Genomic DNA, 21,356 nt, shown 5'->3' on the forward strand with positions numbered 1-21,356 from the left:
CTTCCAGGCAGATGCCGGGGAGCGTGGGAGGGGCACCCTTCGCGTCGCGGGTGGCGAGCGCGTCCATCATCGCGTCGCGGATGGGGCGGTAGCCCGTACAGCGGCAGATGTTGCCGCAGAGCTGATCCGCCACGGCCTCCGGTGAGCCCGCGTCCTTGCGACAGTACGCCTCCACCATGGAGACGACGAAGCCCGGGGTGCAGAAGCCGCACTGCGACCCGTAGTGCTTCACCATGGCCTGCTGCACGGGGTGGGGCGCGTCGCGCTGGCCCACGCCTTCGACGGTGACGAGCTCGCGGCCGGCCACCATGGGCAACAGCGCGATGCAACTGTTGAAGGCGCGCAGGTTCTTCTGGCCGTGGGTGTCCTGGTCCACCATCGCCACGGTGCAGGCGCCGCAGTCTCCCTCGGCGCAGCCCTGCTTGGTGCCCGTCAGCCCGCGCGAGCGCAGGAAGTCCAGCAGCGTGGTGTTGGGCGACTCGGCGTCGACCCGGACGGTCTGGCCATTGAGCCGGAACTCGAAGGGGGTGCTCATTCTCCGGAAGATAGCAGGGGCGCGGGCGATGGCTGAGCCCCTGCTTGCGGCGCCAGTCCGTGGTGGAGCTGGAGCAGCCCCGCCGCGATGCTGACCGCCACCTCCTGGGGCGACTTTCCTCCAATGGGCAGCCCCATGGGGCACTGGACGCGGCCCACCTGCCGGGCGGGCAGGCCCTTCGCGTCCAGGCGCTGCCGGAAGCGGGCCCACTTCGTGTCGCTGCCAATCAGCCCGATGTAGCGGGCGGGCTTCTGGATGGCGAAGGCGATGATGTCCTGATCCACGTCGTGGCGGTGCGTCATCACCGCCACGTAGGTGCGCCGGTCATCCCAGGGGGCGGAGGCCGCGAACTCGTCCCAGGGCTCCTCGTGGCGGACCACGGAGGCCGGCACCTGGGGGGACTGGACCCATTCGGGGCGCTCGTCCACCAGGTGGACGCGAAAAGGGGTGCCTTCGAGGATGCGGCACAGGGCCTGGCCCACGTGGCCGGCGCCGAAGAGATAGAGCTGCGGCCCGTGGTTGACGGGCTCGACGAAGACGTCCACGACCCCTCCACAACACTGGCCCAGCTTCGCGCCCAGCGGATAACGGAACGTGCGCGCCTCGCCCCGCTCCAGGCACCCGCGCGCATCCTGGAGGACCAGTTGCTCCAGGTGGCCTCCGCCGATGGTGCCGTGGAAGCTGCCGTCCGCGCGCACCAGCAGCTTCGCGCCGGGGGAGGCGGGCGTGCTGCCCTTGCACTCCGTCACCGTGACGACGGCGAACGGGGTGTTGGTGCGTGCCCACTCCGTGAGCTGGTGAACCCAGTTCCACATGCAGGCCTCCAGCTTGCCATGGAGCCTCCCAGGACGCCCGGTTGTCTGCTGGGGAGAGGAGGAGGGAGGCGCTTCTTGCCGGGTGGGGGAGGCACACCACCTTTGCGCCAGACGATTCCACTTCACCGATTCCAGGGAGCCACGTCATGGCCAATACCGACGTCGATACGCTGAACTCCTTCCTTCGCGGTGAGCTGTCCGCCGTGGAGACCTACCGGCAGGCGAGCAAGCACATCAAGAGCCCCGTGGCCCTCACGGAGGTGGAGGCCTGCCTGAAGGACCATGAGAGCCGGGTGGAAGCCATCAAGGAGCGCATTTCGAAGCTGGGTGGGCAGCCCGCCGAAAGTTCAGGGCTGTGGGGCACGTTCGCGAAGGCCGTCCAGGGCGGCGCGGACCTGTTGGGCGAGAAGATCGCCATCGACGCCCTGGAACAGGGCGAGGACCACGGCCTGGCGGACTACAACCGCGACATCGACAAGCTGCATGGCGCGGAGCGCACCTTCGCGCGCAGCACCCTGCTGCCGGCCCAGAAACAGACGCATGACAAGCTCAGTCATCTGAAGAAGAACCCGAACTTCCACTGAACGTGGCGGTTGCGCGGTGCCGGACATCGCGAGGCGCCCATCCCTGCTTCGAGGGTGGGCGCCTTGTGGTGCAGCGCACGTCCCCCCATCCAGTCCTGGAGGCCGGGGGCGGCGTGCGATATTCGGAGGACCTCTTCCGTCGGCATCGAAGAAGGCAGGGGTCTGGAGAAGCGCGCATGGGGCGTGAGCACACGGGGCCAGGACCGCACGGGTCCGGCACCGACAGGGATGACGAGGGGACGGCCTCCCCCCGAACGTCCGACGTGCGCGCCCAATCCGACCTCCCGTCCATTCCGTCCCCGACGCTCGCGGACACCAGCCACGCCGCGGGAGCGCTGGGCACCGGCATCGAAGTGCTCTTCACCACCTCCGAGCGCGCCCTCCAGTGGGCGTGGCTCGTGCTCCAGTTGGCCCGGGGCGTGGTGGACGCCACCCCGCGCGGCGACGCCTACCTGCGCGAGGCCCGCGCGTGCGTGGTGGACTTCCTGGACCACATCCCGCCGCACGTGCGCCGCGGCGTCGAGGAGGTGCTCGTCTTCGGCAACCTCTGGCAGGCCGTGGGCGTCCGCCTGCGCCGCCGGGGCACCTTTCCCCAGAGTGACGACGAGGCCTGGCGTCAGCTCAGCGAGGACGTGGAGTTGCTCCAGCGCGCGGCCCAGGCCCGCCTGGGCACCGCCGCCGCGCTGGAGCAGGGGCTGCTCAAGGACCTGGGCCGCCTGCGGGCGCTGGGCCTCTCCGTGGGCAGCGACGCCACCGACCTGAGCACCGGCGTGGAGTCCTTCACCCGCTGCATCGGGGAGCTGATGGCCGTCGCCAGCGCGGTGCGTCGCGCCTGGGAGGCCGCCGCCGGGGAATTGGCGGAGTCCGCCGCGTGGCTGCGTGCGGGGGACCCGGCCTTCAGCTCGTGGCTGGCGGATCACCTGGTCGCCTCCGAGCCCGCCTGGATGCGGACCCAGGCGACCGCGCGCTGGCTGCGCGACGTGGGCGCCCTCGCCGGACAGCCCTGAGCGCCGCCGCCTGACTACGGCTCCACGAGGATGCGGTGCCGGTGCAGCTCCAGGAGGATGTCCGGATCCAGGTCCGCCTGCCGGTGGTCGCGCAGGTGCTGGCGCACGGCCTCCACGGGCTTCTGGCCGGTGAACTCCACCAGCAGCGAGTAGGCCTCGCCGGGCAGCGCCACCGCGTCGAATTCGCTGTAGGAGCCCAGCGCGACGCTGCCGTCCGACAGCCACTTCACGGTCGCATCCGGGTTGAAGCGCAGCACGCGCGGCAGGGTGGGGGCGGTGGCCTGCGTGTGCAGCCGCTCCAGCACCTTCAGTTCGATGGTTCCATCCAGGCCGAGCATCCGCTCCAGGCCGTCCGCGGGCACGGCGCGCACCGCGTCGTAGCAGGCGCGGTAGAAGTCATGCTCCATGCCCACGTACCCCTTCCAGAGGGCCGCGTACACCTTGGGCAGGGGAGGCGCGTCGTCCAGGTCCTCCACGGTGAGCGGGACGGTGGCGATCTCCGCCTTGTCGCGCCCGTCCATCAGGAACTCCGGCATGAGCTGGAGCAGGGCGTGGCGGGAGAGCTGGTACTCCGCGAGCGTCAGGTACGTCTTCAGCGACATCCAGAAGCGCCGTCCGTCCGCGCCCGCCACGTACTTGCAGAAGAACGTGGAGCAGACCGATTCGCGGTACGCCCAGATGGTGCAGCCGCCGGACTCCAGCGCGTAGTACGGACAGCGCATGTTCGAGGACCGGCCGAAGAACTGGTGCGCGTTCTTGTACAGGTGGTTGAACTTCGCGGGCGCCTTCACCCACTGGGGGCTCACGCCGATGCGGCTGTCGATCTTCTGCTCGATGCGCCGGCGCCCCTCCGCCATCTCCTTCGAGTCGTCCGACAGGAGCGCGCCAATCAGGTAGTTGGGCAGGCGCGGGTAGTACGTGCAGCACTTGGTGTCCGGGCGGAACAGGTGCTCGACGCCGTCCACGGAGTCCACGGTGGACTGCGCGGACGTGCGGCTCATCGCGCACTTCTCGCACGTGGCCTTCGTCTCCGTGGGTGCCTCCTTCTGGAAGAAGGACGGGAACAGCTCCCGGTACAGCGCGGGCAGGGTCGAAAGGAGGGAGGACATGGCGTGCGGTGTCAGGAGGCCCGGGCGGCCCATTCCAGATGGTAGGTGACGGCGTCGGGGGAGTGGCGGGTGCGGTGCAGGGTGAGGCCCTGCACGCCAATGCGCAACAGTCCTTCTTCCAGCACCCCTTCCGCGAAGCCCTCCATCATGTCCGGCTCGTTGAGCCAGAGGTCCACCTGGGTGGCGCCCAGCACGGTGAGCCGGGTCTCCGTGAAGTTGTTGCCGCTGCGGAAGTTGTGCTGCATGCGTTCCAGCGAACGCATGGGGCCCACCACCTTCGCGAGCGTGAGCACCGCGCCGCCCATCAGCGTCTGGGCGTAGCCTTCGATCATCCGCCTGCCCAGCAGGCGCCGGGCGACATCCAGGGGCTCGGCCGGATGCAGGGTGCGGCCCACGTCATCCAGGCACTCCACCCACGTCGCCAGTGGATACGCGGCGAGCAGTGGGGCCTGCGGATCCAACCCCCGCGCGCGCAGCCGGGTCATCAACGCCGGTGGCAGGTGCGGCAGCAGGGTCTTGCGGTACAGGCTGTCCACGGTGTTGCCGAAGATGACGCGCTCGTCCCGCATGGCCTCGTGCCTTCCACGGACCCAGGAGGTCCTGGACAGCATTCTTCGCCCAGCGGCCCGGTGCAGGCCAGTTCCCCTTGCTACTTCGTCGGCGTTCACCGTCGAGCGATGCGCCGGGGCAGAGGACCGAGCGGCACAGGCAGGGCGGCAGTGAGAAGAAGCACGGTGGTCAGCCGGGGCACAAAGGCCTGACACGCGCGCTGGTTGCCGAGGCGCGGGTGACGTGGCTCGCGCGTCTGACAGCCCCAGCTCCAGCTCGGCCCGAGGGGCGCCACCTCGAAGCGCTCCAGCTCGGGCCCGGTGACTCAGCGCGGAGATACGCGCCCGCCAATCTCTGGGAAGCGCTCATACGCGCGCAGGAGCGCATCCAGGTGCGAGGGGTTGTCGAGATCGAGCGGCGTATCCGCAAGCCGAACGATCCAGCCGCTCCTCTCGGTGCGTCGCGCCCGAGAGAGCAAGTCCGCGTCACGCGAGGGATCCGGAAAACCGATAGCCCGAGCAGCAGCATCCGACCAGTAGTTCAGCCACCCGAGGTAATAGGGAATCTCTGGCGTGCGGATATCCTTGAAGCGCTTGAGCGGGGGCAGCCCACGGCGTGGGGACGGCGGCCCTTCCCGGGTGGGGGCTGTCTGATAAGCAATGTCCAGCGCAGCGCCGTCCGGCGTCGCACGCCCCCAGAACGCGCGTGCGCCTTCTGCCACGCCATCCAGCAGATCCGCCGCGGCCGCGATGCTGGCCGCATCCAGCGGCAACTCTACATGGACTTCAAATTGTGGCTGGCCGCCCGCGTTTTGGCGCGCAGGTGTTCCCCATCCTGTAACCGTCACGGGGTAGCTCTCATCGCCGTTGCACAGCAGCGGAAACTTCCCGCGCGCGCTCGCCTCTGCGAGCCACCCATCGCGTTGTGGCAACGCGATGGGCCGCCCCGCCTTTGACAGCTCCCACTCCAAGCGCACACTGGGAAGCGCCCGTTCGATTCCGTGGACCACTGCGAGCGTGCGACCGTCGTCGCCCACAAGCGCAGGCGCGTAGACGATGAGGATCAGGGTGCTCTGGTGGATCATCGCGTGCACCCCGTGACGACAATATTGAGCCTGGGATCCTGTTGCAGTAACGCATCCTTGTGCGCTTGGGTGCTCACCCCAACGACGAAGCCATAGCCACATGCCTCCGCCTTGTCTTGCTCTTCCTGCAACAACGGCACTTGCTCCAGGATCGTCTGCCGCCGGATGAAGGCGTTGTACGTGTCAAATCGATGAGTCTTGATCTCCCACAGCACACGCACGCCGACTTGCAGCGCATCAAAGCGCTTGCCGTCAACGAGTACGTCATTGCCGGGGTAGCGGTTCGGCGGGAACTTATCGGCGCACTCGTTATGCGGAGGATCTTCGCCCGCATGCGGCACCGGAATGGGCTCGCACTCTGGGCGGCGGTGCTCCGTCGTCACCGGGGCAGGGGGGCCCTCCTGTTCGCTCTGGACCTGTCCGGTGTGGGGTTCGCCTCCGGTTCCTGCGCGGCGCGGGGAGCGTCTCCTGCCCAAAGGCCCGGCTCCCGGGTGGGGGGCAACACGCGCTTGTGCGGGCTCCTTGGCAGTGGCTGGTGGCGAACCTGTCCTGGCTGCCCGGGGGTAGGGAGGCCCGTACCGGGCACAGCGAGCGGGCGCACAGGCGCCCAAGCGTAGGTCTCAGGCGCCTCTTGAGTCTCAGGCGCCTTTTGAGAAGTGGCGCACCCAGCTCCGACCACAGCAACGGCAACGGCTTGGTGGAGTGCGCTGCGAGTTCGGAAGTTCATTTTGCCATGGATGCGGATGGCCGCGTTGACGGCGGGGACGCAGATGACGCCCCACTACACGAGCCTTCACTTCATCCCCACCTCCACCGCGCAGGGGCGCGGTGGAGGCGAGTCCTACGGATGCTTCAGTAGCTCACGGACAGGGACACGCCGCTGTAGGCCGAGAAGGCGCTCAGCAGGATCCACTGCCGGCCGGCGGCCGCTTGCGTGCCCAGGTTGCACGTCTCGGTATTGCCGCCCAGGTAGGGCCGGCAACTGTAGGTCGTCGCCGTGGGCGCGTTTCCGAAGCGCGTGTAGAGGTCCACGTCTCCGGTTCCCCCGGAGACGCTCACGGTGGAAGCGGTGTTCGCGGGCACGTCGAAGCAGTAGTACTGCTTCGAGCCCGCCGCGCCGGAGAGGTTGGAGACCGTGGTGTTGTTCGGCAGCACCGTGCACGGCGGCGGAGGCGGCTCGACGCCCACGCCCACCGCGAGCCATGCCGCGTCCACCGCGTTCTGGATGGCGGAGCTGTAGCCCAGGCTCTGCGCCGCCTGCCGCGTCGCCGTCTTGGCCTGCGCCAGGTTGGTGCTGGCGAGGAAGAGGTTGGCGTTGGCGTAATGGAAGATGCGCCCCGCGGCCTGCACGCCGATGCCCGTCACGTTCACCGTCGACTTGCCTCGCGGGTGCACGCCGCCCGTGGCCAGGAGCTTGAATGCGAGGTTCGGCACGCCCGAGCCGTAGTGCACGTCGGTGCCGGGCGCGAACTGCGGGTAGTAGTCCAACGACGCGCCATCCAGCGCCGGGTCGTTCATGTAGCGCAGGGCGTCCCCGGGCGTGTTCGGCGTCACGACCAGCTCCCCGATGTGCCAGATGTCCGTCGTGGTGCTCCAGGTGCCAGACGCCCAGCTTCCGCATGTCGCGGCGAAGATGTCCGACAGCGACTCGCTGAGGGCGCCGGACTCACCCGAATAGATGAGGTTGGAGTTGGCACTCGTCACCGCGTGGGTGAACTCGTGCACGACGACGTCCGGATCCGTGCAGGGCGACCCTGACGAGATGCCGTCGCCGTCACTGCACACCATCGTGCTGCCGTTCCAGTAGGCGTTCGGGTACGGCGAGGTGGCGTGCACGTTCGCCTTCAGTTGGGCGCCCGCGCCGTTGTAGGAGTCATAGGCGTAGTTCTGCTGGAAGCAGTCGTAGAAGAAGCCCAGGTTGTCGTACGTCTTGTCGAGGATCGCGTCCCCGGTCGGAAGCTGCCCCTCCAGCCGGCACCAGCCGTTCGTCGGGCCCCCCACCGAACACACCCGGCGGTTGAGCGCGGTGTGGATCTCCGATGTCCGCAGCACCTCCACGCCGTCCGCCGCGCTGATGAAGACGTGGTCTTTCACCGGCAGGCCGTCCGGGGCCTCGCCGGACACCACCACCTCGAAGGCGCGCACCAGGGCCGCGTCCGGCGTCGGGCGCACGAACACCTCCCGAGGCACTTCGGCACTCTGTCCTCCGGACGTCGCCGCGAGGGCCGCCTCCCGCGCCCGCTCCGGAGAGACGCGCGCCGCTTCCAGCGTCCCTTCACCATCGCGCGCGGTGCTGTTCACCAGGTACACCCGGCCGGCCTCGTCCAGGTGCACGAGCAGCTCCTCGCCCACCACCGGCAGGCCCGCCTTCACCTGGGCGTAGCGCACGTGGGTGTGGCCCAGCTCGTCGCGGCGGATGCCCACGGGCGTCACGTCCTTCATCTTCAGCCGGAAGGCGGGCAGTACCCGGGCCAGCGTGGGCTCCAGCAGCGCATGCGCCTGCCAGGCCGAGGCTCCGGTGATGGGACGGCCCGTGGCCCCCAGCTCGCCCTTGAGGGACGACGGAACACCGTCCGCGTGCGCATCCAGCACCTGCGCGCCGGGCAGGGCGGCCAGCGCCGCCTCCACCTCCCGTTGGCTGGAGTTCTTGATGATTCCGGAAGGCGCAAGAGCGGGCGCTTCCAGGTCTGGCCCTCCCGCACCACAGGCGGACAACGTGAACGACAGGCCGGCCAGGAGCCAGCGGGTGTTGCGCGTCATGGATCTACCCCCACTTGGTAGCGAAGCATTGCTTTGAGGCCTTCCAAGGAAACCATGGAGTGCTGACTGTCAGTAGGGTTCTTGGAAGACCTGGAGTCCGTGGACGGATCACCCGAGCCCACGTCGGAGGCGGTGCACCCACCTGGACGGGGGGCAGCCATCCGGACGCGAACTCCGGGCGTTGTGACGCGGGGCGCGATGATAAGGACGGCCCCGCTGTTACCTCCCGTCACCCGTTCGCAAGGTCCTTCATGCTCACGCTGCGCGGGGCTCCGGCCCTCTCCGAATTCCGGCTCGCCAAGCTGCTCGTCCGTTGTCGCGAGCAGGTGCCCACGGTGGCCACCGTCTATTCGGAGTACGTGCACTTCGCGGACACGTCGGCGCCGCTGACGGACGCGGAAGCGGAGCGGCTGGGGCGCCTCTTAGAGTACGGCCCCCGCGCGGCGAAGCGCGAGCGCACCGGCACGCTGCTGCTGGTGGTGCCGCGTCCGGGCACGGTGTCGCCCTGGTCCACGAAAGCGACGGACATCGCGCACCACTGTGGCCTTGCGCAGGTGCGCCGCATGGAGCGCGGCATCGCGTTCTTCCTCACCGGCCCGGGAGGCCGCGAACTGGACGCGCAGGAGGCCGAAGGCGTGGAGGCGGTGCTCCACGACCGGATGACGCAGGCGGTGCTGCCCCGCATGGAGGACGCGGCGGTGCTCTTCCAGACGCACGCGCCCCGGCCCCTCACGCGCGTGGACGTGCTGGGCGGAGGACGGGCCGCGCTGGTGCTGGCCAACGGCGAGCTGGGCCTGGCGCTGGCGGAGGATGAAATCGACTACCTGGTGGAACGCTTCACGGAGCTCAAGCGCAACCCCACCGACGTCGAGTTGATGATGTTCGCGCAGGCCAACAGCGAGCACTGCCGCCATAAAATCTTCAACGCGTCGTGGACGCTGGATGGCAAGCCGCGTGAGCGCTCGCTCTTCCAGGCCATCAAGAACACCTTCGCCGTAAGCCCCGGCGGCGTGCTGTCCGCGTACAAGGACAACTCCGCCGTCATCGAGGGCTTCGAGGTGGAGCGCTTCTTCCCGCAGGGCGAGGCGCGCGAGTGGGGCGCCGTGCGCGAGCCGGCCCACATCATGATGAAGGTGGAGACGCACAACCATCCCACCGCCATCTCCCCGTACCCGGGCGCGGCCACGGGCGCGGGCGGGGAGATCCGCGACGAGGGCGCCACCGGGCGCGGCGCGAAGCCCAAGGCGGGCCTCACGGGCTTCTCCGTCAGCCACCTGCGCATCCCGGGCTACACGCAGTCGTGGGAGGTGCCGTACGGCAAGCCGGACCGCATCGTGTCCGCGCTGGACATCATGCTGGACGGTCCGCTGGGCGGCGCGGCGTTCAACAACGAGTTCGGCCGGCCCAACCTGTGCGGCTACTTCCGCAGCTTCGAACAGCAGATTCCCACCGCCACCGGCGTGGAGGTTCGCGGCTACCACAAGCCCATCATGCTGGCGGGAGGCATGGGCAACATCCGCGCGGGCCACGTGAAGAAGGAGCTACTGCGCGCGGGCGACAAGCTCATCGTGCTGGGCGGTCCGGCGATGCTGATTGGCCTGGGCGGCGGCGCGGCGTCCTCCATGGCGCAGGGCGCGAGCGCGGCGGACCTCGACTTCGCCTCCGTGCAGCGTGACAACGCGGAGATGGAGCGCAGGTGTCAGGAGGTCATCGACCAGTGCTGGATGCTGGGCGATGCGAACCCCGTGCGCTCCATCCACGACGTGGGCGCGGGCGGTCTGTCCAACGCGCTGCCGGAGCTGGCGCACGACAACGGCCTGGGCGGTCGGCTGGAGCTGCGCGAGGTGCCCAACGACGAGCCGGGCATGTCCCCGGTGGAGATCTGGTGCAACGAGGCGCAGGAGCGCTACGTGCTGGGCGTGGCGCCGGAGGACCTGGCGCGCTTCCAGGCCCTGTGCGAGCGCGAGCGCGCCCCCTTCGCCGTGCTGGGCGAAGCCACCGCGGAAGAGGTGCTCACGCTCTCCGACAGCCAGTTGGGCGACACGCCCATCGCGCTGCCCATGGACGTGCTCTTCGGCAAGGCGCCGCGCATGCACCGCGAGGGTGTGTCCCGGCCGCTGAAGCACGCGCCACTCGACATCCCCAAGGACTACAAGGCGCTGGCGCACGCGGTGCTGGCGCACCCGACGGTGGCGGACAAGTCGTTCCTCATCACCATCGGCGACCGCACCGTGTCCGGCCTCACGGCGCGCGACCAGATGGTGGGCCCCTGGCAGGTGCCGGTGGCCGACTGCGCGGTGACGCTGTCCTCCATCCTGTCCACCACGGGCGAGGCGATGGCGCTGGGCGAGCGCACGCCGCTGGCGCTCATCGACGCGGCGGCCTCCGCGCGCATGGCGGTGGGCGAGGCGCTGACGAACCTGGCGGCGGCGCGCATCGACAAGCTGTCGGACGTGAAGCTGTCCGCGAACTGGATGGCGGCGGCGGGCAGCCCCGGCGAGGACGCGAACCTCTACGCGGCGGTGCACGCGGTGGGCATGGAGCTGTGCCCCGCGCTGGGCATCGCCATCCCCGTGGGCAAGGACTCCATGTCCATGCGCACGCAGTGGCAGGAGGACGGCGCGAAGAAGGCGGTGACGTCGCCCCTGTCGCTCGTCATCACCGCGTTCGCGCCGGTGCTGGACGCGCGCCGTGCACTGACGCCGCAGTTGGTCCATCTGGCGGAGGACACGCGGCTGCTCCTGGTGGACGTGGCGGCGGGCCGGCAGCGCCTGGGCGCCTCCGTGCTGGCGCAGGTGCACCAGCAGGTGGGCCCGGAGTGCCCCGACGTGGACGACGCGGCCCGGCTCAAGGGCTTCTTCGCCGGGGTGCAGGAACTCCAGGCTGCGGGCGCGCTGCTCGCCTACCACGACCGCTCCGACGGCGGCCTCTTCGCCACGCTGGCGGAGATGGCCTTCGCGGGCCACTGCGGCCTGGATGTGGACGTGGCCCCGCTGGGCAGCGACCCGGTGGCGGCGCTCTTCAACGAGGAGCTGGGCGCGGTGGTCCAGGTGCGTGCGGCCGACGTGACGCGGGTGGTGGACGTCTTCGCGAAGCACGGCCTGGGCGGCCACGTGCACGCGCTGGGTACTCCGACGCAAGCGCAGGTGGTGCGGGTGCGCGGCGGTGGTGCCGAGCTGCTCGCGGAAGACACCCTGGCGCTCAAGCGCACGTGGTCGCGCGTCAGCTACGAGATGCAGAGGCTGCGCGACAACCCCGTCTGCGCGGTGGATGAGTACGCGGCGAAGTGCGACGCGAGCGACCCGGGCTTGTCGCCGGTGCTCACGTTCGACCCGACGGTGGACGTGGCGGCGCCGTACATCGCGAAGGGCGCGCGGCCCCGCGTGGCCGTGCTGCGCGAGCAGGGCGTCAACAGCCAGCAGGAGATGGCGGCGGCGTTCACCCGCGCGGGCTTCACCGCGGTGGACGTGCACATGAGCGACCTGCTCGCGGGCCGCGTGTCGCTGAAGGACTTCCACGGCGTGCTGGCGTGCGGCGGCTTCAGCTACGGCGATGTGCTGGGCGCGGGCGGCGGCTGGGCGAAGTCCATCCTCTTCAACCCCCGCACGCGCGACGCCTTCTCCGCGTTCTTCGCTCGGCCGGACAGCTTCGGCCTGGGCGTGTGCAATGGCTGCCAGATGTTCGCGCAGTTGCGCGACCTCATCCCTGGAGCGGATGCGTGGCCGCGCTTCGTGCGCAACGCGTCCGAACAGTTCGAGGCCCGCCTGGGCACGGTGCAGGTGGCCCCGTCCCCATCGCTCTTCTACAAGGGCATGGAGGGCAGCCGGATGCTCATCGTCGTTTCGCACGGCGAGGGGCGCGCGGAGTTCCCCAACGCCGAAGAGGCCGCGCGCGTGGATGGCTCCGGGCTGGTGACGACGCGCTGGGTGGACAACCGGGGACAGGTGGCCGTGAAGTACCCGGCCAACCCCAATGGCTCGCCGCACGGCATCGCGGGGCTCACCACGAAGGACGGGCGCTTCACCATCACCATGCCCCACCCGGAGCGCGTGCACCGCACGGTGCAGCACTCCTGGGCCCCGCCCACGTGGGGCGAGGACGGCCCCTGGATGCGCATGTTCCGCAACGCCCGCGCCGCCCTGGGGTGACACGGGCGGCGGTGGGGCCTTCCGGCGTTACCGCAGGAAGGCGCCCTTCACCGCGTCCAGCAACGGGTTGGCGCCCGTCACGGGGTCGGTGCAGCCCTGGTTCACGGTCCAGACGATGGCGCCGCCGTAGCCCTGTGCCTTCACGAAGGCGCCCTTGGCCGCGATGGCCTGGGGGCCGTCATAGGAGATCCACCTCACCGTCCCGTCCTCCACTTCGTGCCCGAGCGCGAAGGTGAGGTAGCTGGACTGGGCCTGTTCGTCCCAGTGGTAGGTGCCCTGCGGTGCATAGCCGAGGATCTTCTTGTAGTTGAAGGAGTTGTCCCCGCCCACGTAGTCGGACCAGTCCGTGAAAGGTTGGTAGGGGCCGGTGATGTTGCGCCAGGCAAGCCCGTAGAACGGGATGCCGATGCCCAGCTTCTCCTTCGGGAGGCCCGCTTGCACCCACAGCGCCATGCTGGAGGACACGGACGTGGGGCGCAGGCCCGACTCTCCCGTGAGCGCGGACGTGTGCCAGGACTGCCACCCGTCCCACGGGCCGATCATCTCGTAGGACATGACATTGATCTGATCCAGGGAGGGCGCGAGCTGCGCGTACCAGGGGTCCGCATCCTCGGGAAAGTTGGTGTTGATCCAGTGGATGGGGAAGGTGAGGAGCATGTTTGGCCGCGCTGCGCGCAGCGCCCGCACCAGCGCCAGTAGATTCGGCCGGTCCGCGACTTCCACCGGCTCCCAGTCGATGTCGAGCCCGTCGTAGCCGAAGTCGTCCACGGCCTTGAGCAGGTTGGTGATGAAGGTCTTCCGGTTCGCGTCGGAAGCCGCGCCCACCCAGCCGTCGCGTTCGCCGGAGCCGCCCACCATGATGACGGCCTTGCGCCCCGCCGCGTGAGCGCGTTGCGCCAGGAGCCGCGCGATGGCGGGGCCGTCGTCGTTGTCGAACTGCGTGCTGAGCGCCCCATTCGCCTGGGGGACGGCCCGGCCCACGAAGATGTGCGTCAGCGCGGTGAAGTCCACCTTCTCCGGCGGGTACTCATCCGCGTTCCAGCCCGTGTAATAGCCCGACACCCACTTGCCCTGGCTGGTTGGCGTCTGCACCACCACGAAGGCTGTGGCCTTCTGCCGGGGGTCCGCCTTGCTGGTGGCGACCACGTTGTAGGTGCCCGACGTCGCTGGCGCCGTGTAGACGCCGGTGGCGCTGACGGTCCCTCCCACCGGGCCCTGCTGAACGGACCAGGTCACCTCCGTGTTGGGGGTTCCCGTCACGGTGGCGCTGAAGGCCTGGGTTCCCCCCGGGACCAGGATGACGTCCGTCGGGCTGACGGCGACGCTCACGACGGGCGGAGGCGGCGTGGAGCCGGCCTCCACGCCGATGTCGTCGAAGTAGAGCGGCGGCAGGGTCTTGCCGCGGTCCTCCTGGATCCAGAGTCCCGTGATGCTGGTCGAACCGGGAGGCACCAGACTCGACAGGGGCACGCGGCAGGTCGTCCACGTGTTGGCCGGGATGGCCCCGCCCGTGCAAGTGGGACCCAGGGGAACGCCCACCGGTTGCTGTGTTCCGATGACGGCACGCACGCGCAGCGCGGCGTTGCCGCCGGTCCTGCCCCCGTTCACCTTCAGCACCAGCGTGTCGCCGGCCGCGATGGTCAATCCCGGGTGCGCGAAGTAGAGGGCTTCCCACGGGCCCATCTTCACGGAGATGGAGTAGGTGCCCGAGGCCACGGGACTGGTGTTGCGCAGGGAGTGGACCTTGGCCCAGGTGTAGTCCTGCCAGGGCAGCACCAGTTTGTTCCGGTAGAGCCACGTCGTGATCGCGGGCGGTGAAGCTTCGGCTGGCGATGCGGCGAAGGCTCCCCCACTCAAGGCCAACCCGATGCTCATCGCCGCCAGCAACCACGTCCATTTCCATCTCATCGCGTTCCACCTTCGGAGGTAACGAACTTCGTGCCTCGCTTGCTGGAACTCGCCGCCCACGGTGGGTTGCTTGCTCCAGTCACCGGAGCTGCTCGCACGCCGCGCGAGGATTCGCGTGGTGGAGCAATCTCAGGGGGGGGGTTGCATTCCGCACCCGGCCCTGGAGGAGGTACCGGGAGGGGCGCGAGTGCGAGTGGCTGTTACCTAGGTGGGGACAGGTGGAAGAGGATTTCCCTCGGGCACGTGCTTCATGGCCACCGAGTTCATGCAATAGCGCAGCCCCGTGGGCGGCGGGCCGTCCGGGAAGCCATGGCCCAGGTGCAGGGAGGCGAGCGGGTGGCTGTCTCCCCGGCGCTCCCCGGCAGGGCCATGCGACCCGGGAGCCAGGGCCACGAAGAAGGGGAGTGACCCGGTGGCGGCCCTGGCCAGCAGGAGATGGCGGCGGCGTTCACCCGCGCGGGCTTCACCGCGGTGGACGTGCACATGAGCGACCTGCTCGCGGGCCGCGTGTCGCTGAAGGACTTCACGGTGTGCTGGCGTGCGGCGGCTTCAGCTACGGCGACATGCTGGGCGCGGGCGGCGGGGCCTTCTTCACTCCTGGAGGAAGGCCCCCTTCACCGCGTCCAGCAACGGATTGGCGCCGGTGGCGGCGTCGATGCAGCCCTGGTTGAGGGTCCAGATGATGGCGCCGCCATAGCCTTCCTGTTTCACGAAGGCGCCCTTGGCGGCGATGGCCTGCGGACTGTCGTACGAAATCCACGTCACGGTCCCGTCCTCCACCAACTGGTCCGGCGCGAACGTCACGTAGCTGGCCTGCGCCTTCTCATCCCACTGGTACTTCCCCTGCTTGGAATAGCGGAGGATCTTCTTGTACGTGAACGAGTTGTCCCCGCCGACGTAGTCGGACCAGTTCGTGAACGGCTGGTAGGGGCCGGTGATGTGTCGCCACGCGAGCCCGTAGAAGGGGATGCCCAGGCCCAGCTTCGCCTTGGGGATGCCCGCCTTCACCCAGAGGTCCAGGCTGGAGGACACGGACGTGGGATGCAGGCCCTGCTCCCCGCGCAGCGCGGACGTGTGCCAGGACTTCCAGCCGTCCCACGGGCCGATCATCTCGTAGGACATGAGGTTCAACTGGTCGAAGTAGGACGCCAGCTGCACGAACCACGGGTCGGCGTCGTTGGGGAAGTTGGTGTTGATCCAGTGCAGGGGGAAGGTGAGGAGCATCTTCGGACGCGCCTCGCGCAGGTCCTTCGCCAGGGCCAGCAGTTGGGGACGGTCCTCGGGCTTCACCGGCTCCCAGTCCAGGTCCAGCCCGTCGTAGCCAAAGTCGTCCATCGCCTTGAGCAGCGCGCGGACGAACTTCGGCCGGTTCGCGTCGGAGGCCGCGCCCACCCAGCCGTCGTGCTCGCCGGAGCCGCCCACCATGATGATGGCCTTGCGACCGGCCGCATGGGCGCGCTTGGACAGGATGCGCGCGATCTCCGGTCCCCGGTCGTTGTCGAACTTCGTGCTGAGCGTGCCGTCCGCCTTCGGGGTGACGCGGCCCACGAGGATGTGCGTGAGGGCGCTGAAGTCCACCTTCTCCGGCGGGTAGTCGTCCGCGTTCCAGCCCGTGTAGTAGCCAGACACCCACTTGCCCTGGCCCGGAGGCGTCGGAGGGCTGACCACCACGGTGGCCACGGCCTGCTGGTTGGGGTCCGCCTTGCTTCGGGCCGTCACACGGTAGACGCCCGGCTTCTTCGGCGCCGTGTAGAGGCCGTTGGCACTGAGGGCGCCCCCGTCCCTTCCGGGATCCACGCTCCAGGCCACCTCCGTGTTCGGGCTGTTCGCCACCGTGGCGACGAAGGCGTGCGTGGCACCCGGAGAGAGGAAGACGTCCGGCGTGTTCAGCGTGACGCTCACGCCCGCCTTGAGGGTCGGCGTGCCGGAGTGCTCCACGCCGATGTCGTCGAAGAAGAGCGGGGGCAGGGTGCCGCCGCTGTCCTCCTGGAGCCAGAGTCCGGTGATGCTCTTGCGCTCCTCGGGCACCAGCTTCGACAGGGGGACGCGGCAGGGGGTCCAGCGTCCGGCGGGAATGGCGCCGCCGTCACAGGTGGGGCCCAGCGGCACGCCCACGGGCTGCTCCGTGCCGATGACGACGCGCACGCGCACCGCCGCGTTCCCGCCCGTCTTGCCACCGTGGACTCGCAGCACCAGCGTATCGCCGGGCTCCACGCGCAGGCCTTCATGGCCGAAGTACAGCGCCTCCCAGGCGCCGAGCGTCACGGAGATGGCGCGGCTGCCAGCGGCGACCGGTGAGGTGGCGCCGAGCGAATGCGTTCCCGCCCAGGTCAGGTCCTGCCAGGGCGCGACCAGTTGGTCCTGGTAGATCCACGTCGTCGCACGGGACGGGGTGCCCGCGTCCGCAGGCGTCTTGGGGCGCGGTGGTGCGCCATGGCTCACGCTGGCCATGAGCAGCGGGATGATCAGCGCCGCCAGCAAGCCCGTTGGATGTCGTCGCATGGTGCTCCACCCGCGCACAGCGGGGACCCGGTCTGCCGGCACGGCGTCCTCTGGGGACTGAAGCCTCGCACATGCGGCACTCACGAGGGCGGGCGGCGCGGACTGGCGCAACGCGGGAAGAAACGGCTGCTCCCAGGCCCGCCCGCAATGAAACGGCTGCTCCCGGGATGCGAGACGCGTCCCGGGGCAGCCCTCGACAAGACCGCCTTACGCCCGGACCAACTCGATGGGGCTGCCTTCGGGCACGTGCTTCATCGCCACCGAGTTCATGCAGTAGCGCAGCCCCGTGGGCGGCGGGCCGTCCGGGAAGACATGGCCCAGGTGGCCGTCGCAGCGCGCGCAGCGAACCTCGGTGCGCACCATGCCGTGGGACACGTCGCGGATCTCCGTGAGCGAGTCCGGGGACAGGGCCTGGGTGAAGGACGGCCAGCCCGTGCCGGACTCGAACTTCGTCCCGGACTGGAACAGCGGGTTGTTGCAGCCGGCGCACACGTAGGTGCCGGGCGTCTTCGTGCCCAGGAAACAGCCCGACCCCGGGTACTCCGTGCCGTGCCGGCGCAGCACGTCGAACTCCTCGGGGGTGAGGCGCTTGCGCCACTCGTCGTTGGAAAGATTGAGCTTGTCCGTCATGGGTCCTCCTCCACGGTTCCGGGCACCTGCCCGAGCACGACCTTCGATGCTCCAGGGTGATTCCCGTCGCACCGTATACCAGGGAGGCAGGCGGGGGGCCGTCTCCCCGACACTCCATGGCACGGCCCTGCGAGCCAGCGGACAGGACCACGAAGAAAGGGTGGCGCGGGTTGTAGCTCCGCAGGGGGATGCGCACGCCCCGAGGAGGTCGCCGATGCGGATTTCGGAACTGATGAAGAAGGACGTGGAGACCATCGACGCGGGCGAGTGTCTGCGCACCGCCGCCGAGCGCATGCGCATCCACTACATCGGCGCGCTGCCCGTCACGGAGAACGGCCAGCTCGTGGGCATGCTGACCGACCGGGACATCGCCGTGCGCTCCACGGCCCTGGGCAAGGACCCCAACGTCACGTCCGTGCGGGAGGCCATGACCGCCACCGTCATCACCTGCTCCGCGGACGACTCGCTGGATGCCGGCGAGCTCCTGATGGAGGAGAAGAGCGTGCGGCGGCTCGTCGTCGTGGACGCGGACCACCACGCGGTGGGCATCCTCAGCATGGACGATGTCGCCACCGTGCCCGGCAAGCTGATCCGCCCCGGCGAGCTGCTGGAGCATCTGAGCATCTACTCGTGAGCCGCTGACGGAAAGCAGGGCCCGGCATCCCCCACGCGGTGGGGAACACCGGGCCCTCGAAGCGACTGACTTCAGCCCGCCACGGCCGGCTGGCACGCGGCGGACAACCACGACACGGCCTCATCCCAGGACAGGTCGCGCTGGGCGCCGTCGCGCTGGCGCAGGCGGACGTTGTTCGCCTCCACCTCGCGGCCACCCACCACCGCGAGGAACGGCACTCCGTCCTCGTGCGAACCCAGCACCTTGCGCGACAGCGACTCGTCGCGGACATCCGCCCGGGCGCGGCAGCCCGCCTGTCTCAATCGCGCCGCCAACCGTTCCGCGTACGCGGCGGCCCCCGCGCCCACGGAGGCCACCACCACCTGTTCGGGCGCGAGCCACGCGGGCAGCGCGCCCCCGTGGTGCTCCAGCAGGATGCCGATGAACCGCTCCAGGCTGCCGAACAGCGCGCGGTGAAGCATCACCGGGCGCAGGCGTGCTCCGGCCGCGTCGACGTAGTGCAGGTCGAAGCGCTCCGGCAGCACCAGGTCCAGTTGGATCGTGCCGCACTGCCACGCGCGGCCCAGCCGGTCCTGGAGCACGAACTCCAGCTTGGGCCCGTAGAAGGCGCCCTGGCCCGGCTGCTCCGCGAACTGGAGCCCCGCCTGCCTGGCGGCCGACTGGAGCCACGCCTCCGCTTGGTCCCACACCGCGTCGCTGCCCGCGCGCATCGCCGGGCGCCCGGAGAAGGCCACCTGCACGTCGCCGAAGCCGAAGCCCGCGTAGAACGCCTTGAGCGACTTCACGTAGCGCACCACCTCCGCCTCCACCTGCTCCGGAGCGCAGAAGATGTGGCCGTCGTCCTGCGTGAACTGGCGCAGGCGGAACAGCCCATGCAACGCGCCGCTGGGCTCGCTGCGGTGGACCAGCCCGAACTCCCCCAGGCGCAGGGGCAGGTCTCGGTGGCTGGGCGCCATGCGCTGCACGAGCTGGATGTGGCCCGGGCAGCTCACCGGCTTGAGGGCCAGGTGCCGGTCCCCCTCGGGCAGGCAGAACATGTTCTCGCGGAAGTTCTCCCAGTGGCCGCTCTGCTCCCAGAGGGGTTGGGAGCACAGTTGTGGCGTACGGACTTCCTGGTAGCCCTCGTCGCGCATGCGGGCGCGGACGTGGTCCTCCAGCAGGCGGTACAGCATCAGTCCGCGCGGGTGCCAGAACACCATGCCCGGGGCCTCTTCCTGCAGGTGGAAGAGGTCCAGGCGCTGGCCCAGCGCGCGGTGGTCATGTTCGTCGAGCATCGTCGTGTCTCCGTGTGTCGGTCGGATGAAGAGCCGGGGCCGGACACGGGGCGTGAGTGCTTGCACGGTCGCCCCGGCCGGTACTCGGCGGGGCGGGAAACCGTGCGCTCGTCAGACCACCGACACGCGCACCGATACCCGTCCCGCCGAGGCGGTAGTGGTCGTGGTCGCGGTGGTGGTGATGAAGAGGCTCACGGGACAAGAAGTGCTCCCGGGCGCACGGAAAGTCAAGCCGTGCGCCGGGGCGACAGGGCCGTCAGTTCAGCAGCGCCAGCAGGCCGAACAGGCCGACGAACAGGTAGAAGAGCGACTCGCCCGCGATGAGGCCGCCGCCCACCAGCGACATGGTGCTCATGTCCTCCGGAAGCACCGCCTCGCCCGGCGCGGGCTCGCGGGTGAAGCGCTTGGAGAAGGTGTTGAACAGCGACGTGAGCACGCCGCCCACGCCGAACCAGATCGTGGCGGGCAGCGCGATGAAGCCACCGAACGCGGCCGCGTAGGGGCTCGGCAGCACCACCGAGTCCATCGCGTAGCCCACCGCGAAGCCCTTTCGCGAGCCCTGCACGAAGCGCAGGTATGCGGGGTGACGGCGGATGATCTTGCGCAGGACCTCCATCGTGAAGCCGATGCCCAGGCCGATGAGCAGCGCCTTCACCTTGTGGGCCGACAGCGCGCCCAGGTCGCGGATGGCGCCCACGAACTTGTACGTCATGGCGCTTCCCCACTGACCGACCTGCGTGTCGGGGTGGTCCAACTGGTTGACGGACAGCACGGGGTAGGCGCCCATGAAGACGCGCGCCAGGCCCACGCACAGCACCGCGCCCATGAAGATGCCCAGCACCTGGTAGCGGAACTGCACCACGCGGTTGGTGCCCAGGCGCCAGCCGGTGGAGCGGTCCTGCTGCATGTCGCAGCCCACCGACGTGGAGATGAGCAGGATGGAGGACGCCATCAGGCCCACCAGCGGATCCTTCAGGCCCAACAGCGACATCAGCAGCACCGACATCACGAAGGCGCTGGAGATGGGGTTGTTGTCGCTGATGCCGTAGGCGATGCCGTTGATGAGCACGAACAGCAGCGACAGCGCGAGCCCGAAGATGATGAAGCCCGCGGGCTGGTGCAGCACCTGCGTGGCGACGACGACGACCGCCGCGCCCCAGCCCACCACCCAGGCGATGAGCCGGGGCACGTTGACCTTCTTCCAGGCCGGCTCGTCGTCCACCGGCGCCTGCGCGCGGTTGCGGATGCGTCCCACCGCCTGCACCGCGAGCATCGCTAGGTCCACCATCGCCGCGCCGCAGATCATCGCCAGCGAGATGAGGAAGCCGATCTTCCGGTACGGATCATTGGGCCCCAGCCACCCGATGCGTTGCAGGGGGGCGGTGATGGCGTAGCCCAACAGGCCCATGCACATCGCGGGCACGGTGATGCGGCTGCCCACCACCATGCCGGCGCCCACCGTGGAGCTGCTCACGCTCAGCGCCGCGACGGCCGCGACCTTCTCCGTCAGCCACGCGGCCAGGATGCCCAGGCCGGTGCCGCCGCCCAGCTTCGCGATGGAGGCCTTGAGCAGGCGCTTGTCGGTGAGCGCGCGCAGGATGTTCGCCACCGCGTAGCCCGACGGGTAGTCCAACTGGAGCCGGTCCACGAGCAGCGGCGTGTAGAGCATGCCCACGCCCACGCCGAACATGCCCACGCTGGTGCAGCTCTCGGAGCGCATCCAGGCACTGCCGTCGCGCACCGTCACTCCTCCGATTCCCACGGTGCCTCGCGAGGGCGACCTGCCGCTGTCGTTCGCGCAGCAGCGCATGTGGTTC

The 21,356-nt window shown here is 69.6% G+C and carries 15 protein-coding genes and 2 pseudogenes; 4 read left to right on the forward strand and 13 right to left on the reverse strand.

Annotation, left to right across the window (positions count from 1 at the left end):
* Positions 1-535 (reverse strand): 2Fe-2S iron-sulfur cluster-binding protein (locus D7V88_RS22555; protein ID WP_147448818.1); only part of this gene is annotated, 535 nt, incomplete at its 3' end.
* The gene (gene xdhC, locus D7V88_RS22560; protein ID WP_120542720.1) at positions 532-1,350 is read right to left on the reverse strand and encodes a xanthine dehydrogenase accessory protein XdhC; all 819 of its coding nucleotides are present in this window, start codon (positions 1,348-1,350) and stop codon (positions 532-534) included. The genes xdhC and D7V88_RS22555, both read right to left, overlap by 4 nt.
* Before the next feature lie 146 nt (positions 1,351-1,496).
* On the opposite strand from xdhC, the gene D7V88_RS22565 reads away from it, so the two are divergent.
* Positions 1,497-1,934, forward strand: coding sequence for a DUF2383 domain-containing protein (locus D7V88_RS22565; protein ID WP_120542721.1), 438 nt, complete (start codon positions 1,497-1,499; stop codon positions 1,932-1,934).
* A 263-nt stretch (positions 1,935-2,197) separates the two neighbouring features.
* Positions 2,198-2,941, forward strand: coding sequence for a hypothetical protein (locus D7V88_RS22570; protein ID WP_147448819.1), 744 nt, complete (start codon positions 2,198-2,200; stop codon positions 2,939-2,941).
* Between the two features lie 14 nt (positions 2,942-2,955).
* Here the strand turns inward: D7V88_RS22570 and D7V88_RS22575 are convergent, their stop codons facing one another.
* The 5 genes from D7V88_RS22575 to D7V88_RS22595 all read right to left on the reverse strand — a co-directional run bounded on the left by D7V88_RS22575 (position 2,956) and on the right by D7V88_RS22595 (position 8,443).
* Positions 2,956-4,050, reverse strand: coding sequence for a hypothetical protein (locus tag D7V88_RS22575; RefSeq protein ID WP_120542723.1), 1,095 nt, complete (start codon positions 4,048-4,050; stop codon positions 2,956-2,958).
* A gap of 11 nt (positions 4,051-4,061) precedes the next feature.
* Positions 4,062-4,619: a DUF2378 family protein gene (locus D7V88_RS22580; protein ID WP_120542724.1), complete on the reverse strand. Its 558-nt coding sequence runs from the start codon at positions 4,617-4,619 to the stop codon at positions 4,062-4,064.
* A gap of 305 nt (positions 4,620-4,924) precedes the next feature.
* Positions 4,925-5,683: a DUF5953 family protein gene (locus D7V88_RS22585; RefSeq protein WP_120542731.1), complete on the reverse strand. Its 759-nt coding sequence runs from the start codon at positions 5,681-5,683 to the stop codon at positions 4,925-4,927.
* Complete coding sequence (locus tag D7V88_RS44580; RefSeq protein ID WP_372241106.1) at positions 5,680-6,066, reverse strand: DUF6310 domain-containing protein; 387 nt, start codon at positions 6,064-6,066, stop codon at positions 5,680-5,682. The genes D7V88_RS22585 and D7V88_RS44580 overlap by 4 nt, the downstream gene beginning before the upstream one ends.
* Before the next feature lie 469 nt (positions 6,067-6,535).
* Complete coding sequence (locus D7V88_RS22595) at positions 6,536-8,443, reverse strand: M4 family metallopeptidase (protein WP_120542725.1); 1,908 nt, start codon at positions 8,441-8,443, stop codon at positions 6,536-6,538.
* 251 nt (positions 8,444-8,694) lie between these two features.
* Here D7V88_RS22595 and purL point away from each other — a divergent pair, with 251 nt between their 5' ends.
* The gene (gene purL, locus D7V88_RS22600; protein WP_120542726.1) at positions 8,695-12,591 is read left to right on the forward strand and encodes a phosphoribosylformylglycinamidine synthase; all 3,897 of its coding nucleotides are present in this window, start codon (positions 8,695-8,697) and stop codon (positions 12,589-12,591) included.
* A gap of 27 nt (positions 12,592-12,618) precedes the next feature.
* Here purL and D7V88_RS22605 read toward each other — a convergent pair whose 3' ends face one another.
* From D7V88_RS22605 to msrB, 4 genes and pseudogenes are all read right to left on the reverse strand, one after another.
* Positions 12,619-14,499, reverse strand: a complete 1,881-nt coding sequence (locus D7V88_RS22605; RefSeq protein WP_244238315.1) for a glycoside hydrolase family 18 protein — start codon at positions 14,497-14,499, stop codon at positions 12,619-12,621.
* Positions 14,500-14,703: 204 nt separating this feature from the next.
* Positions 14,704-14,820 (reverse strand): annotated as a pseudogene (locus D7V88_RS22610) (peptide-methionine (R)-S-oxide reductase); the annotation flags it as partial.
* Between the two features lie 270 nt (positions 14,821-15,090).
* Entirely contained in the window at positions 15,091-17,001 is a 1,911-nt protein-coding gene (locus tag D7V88_RS22620) for a glycoside hydrolase family 18 protein (RefSeq protein ID WP_120542727.1), read from the reverse strand.
* A gap of 207 nt (positions 17,002-17,208) precedes the next feature.
* Positions 17,209-17,631 (reverse strand): peptide-methionine (R)-S-oxide reductase MsrB, encoded by a 423-nt coding sequence (msrB, locus tag D7V88_RS22625; protein ID WP_120542728.1) that lies wholly within the window; start codon positions 17,629-17,631, stop codon positions 17,209-17,211.
* A gap of 214 nt (positions 17,632-17,845) precedes the next feature.
* Here msrB and D7V88_RS22630 point away from each other — a divergent pair, with 214 nt between their 5' ends.
* Positions 17,846-18,265, forward strand: a complete 420-nt coding sequence (locus D7V88_RS22630) for a CBS domain-containing protein (RefSeq protein WP_120542729.1) — start codon at positions 17,846-17,848, stop codon at positions 18,263-18,265.
* A 71-nt stretch (positions 18,266-18,336) separates the two neighbouring features.
* Here the strand turns inward: D7V88_RS22630 and thrS are convergent, their stop codons facing one another.
* Together thrS and D7V88_RS22640 are read right to left on the reverse strand one after the other, a co-directional pair.
* Positions 18,337-19,539, reverse strand: coding sequence for a threonine--tRNA ligase (gene thrS / locus D7V88_RS22635; protein WP_120542730.1), 1,203 nt, complete (start codon positions 19,537-19,539; stop codon positions 18,337-18,339).
* 256 nt (positions 19,540-19,795) lie between these two features.
* Positions 19,796-21,238, reverse strand: a pseudogene (locus D7V88_RS22640) (OPT/YSL family transporter); the annotation flags it as partial.
* Positions 21,239-21,356: the final 118 nt, after the last annotated feature.

The organism is Corallococcus terminator, assembly GCF_003611635.1.
GTDB classification, from domain to species: domain Bacteria; phylum Myxococcota; class Myxococcia; order Myxococcales; family Myxococcaceae; genus Corallococcus; species Corallococcus terminator.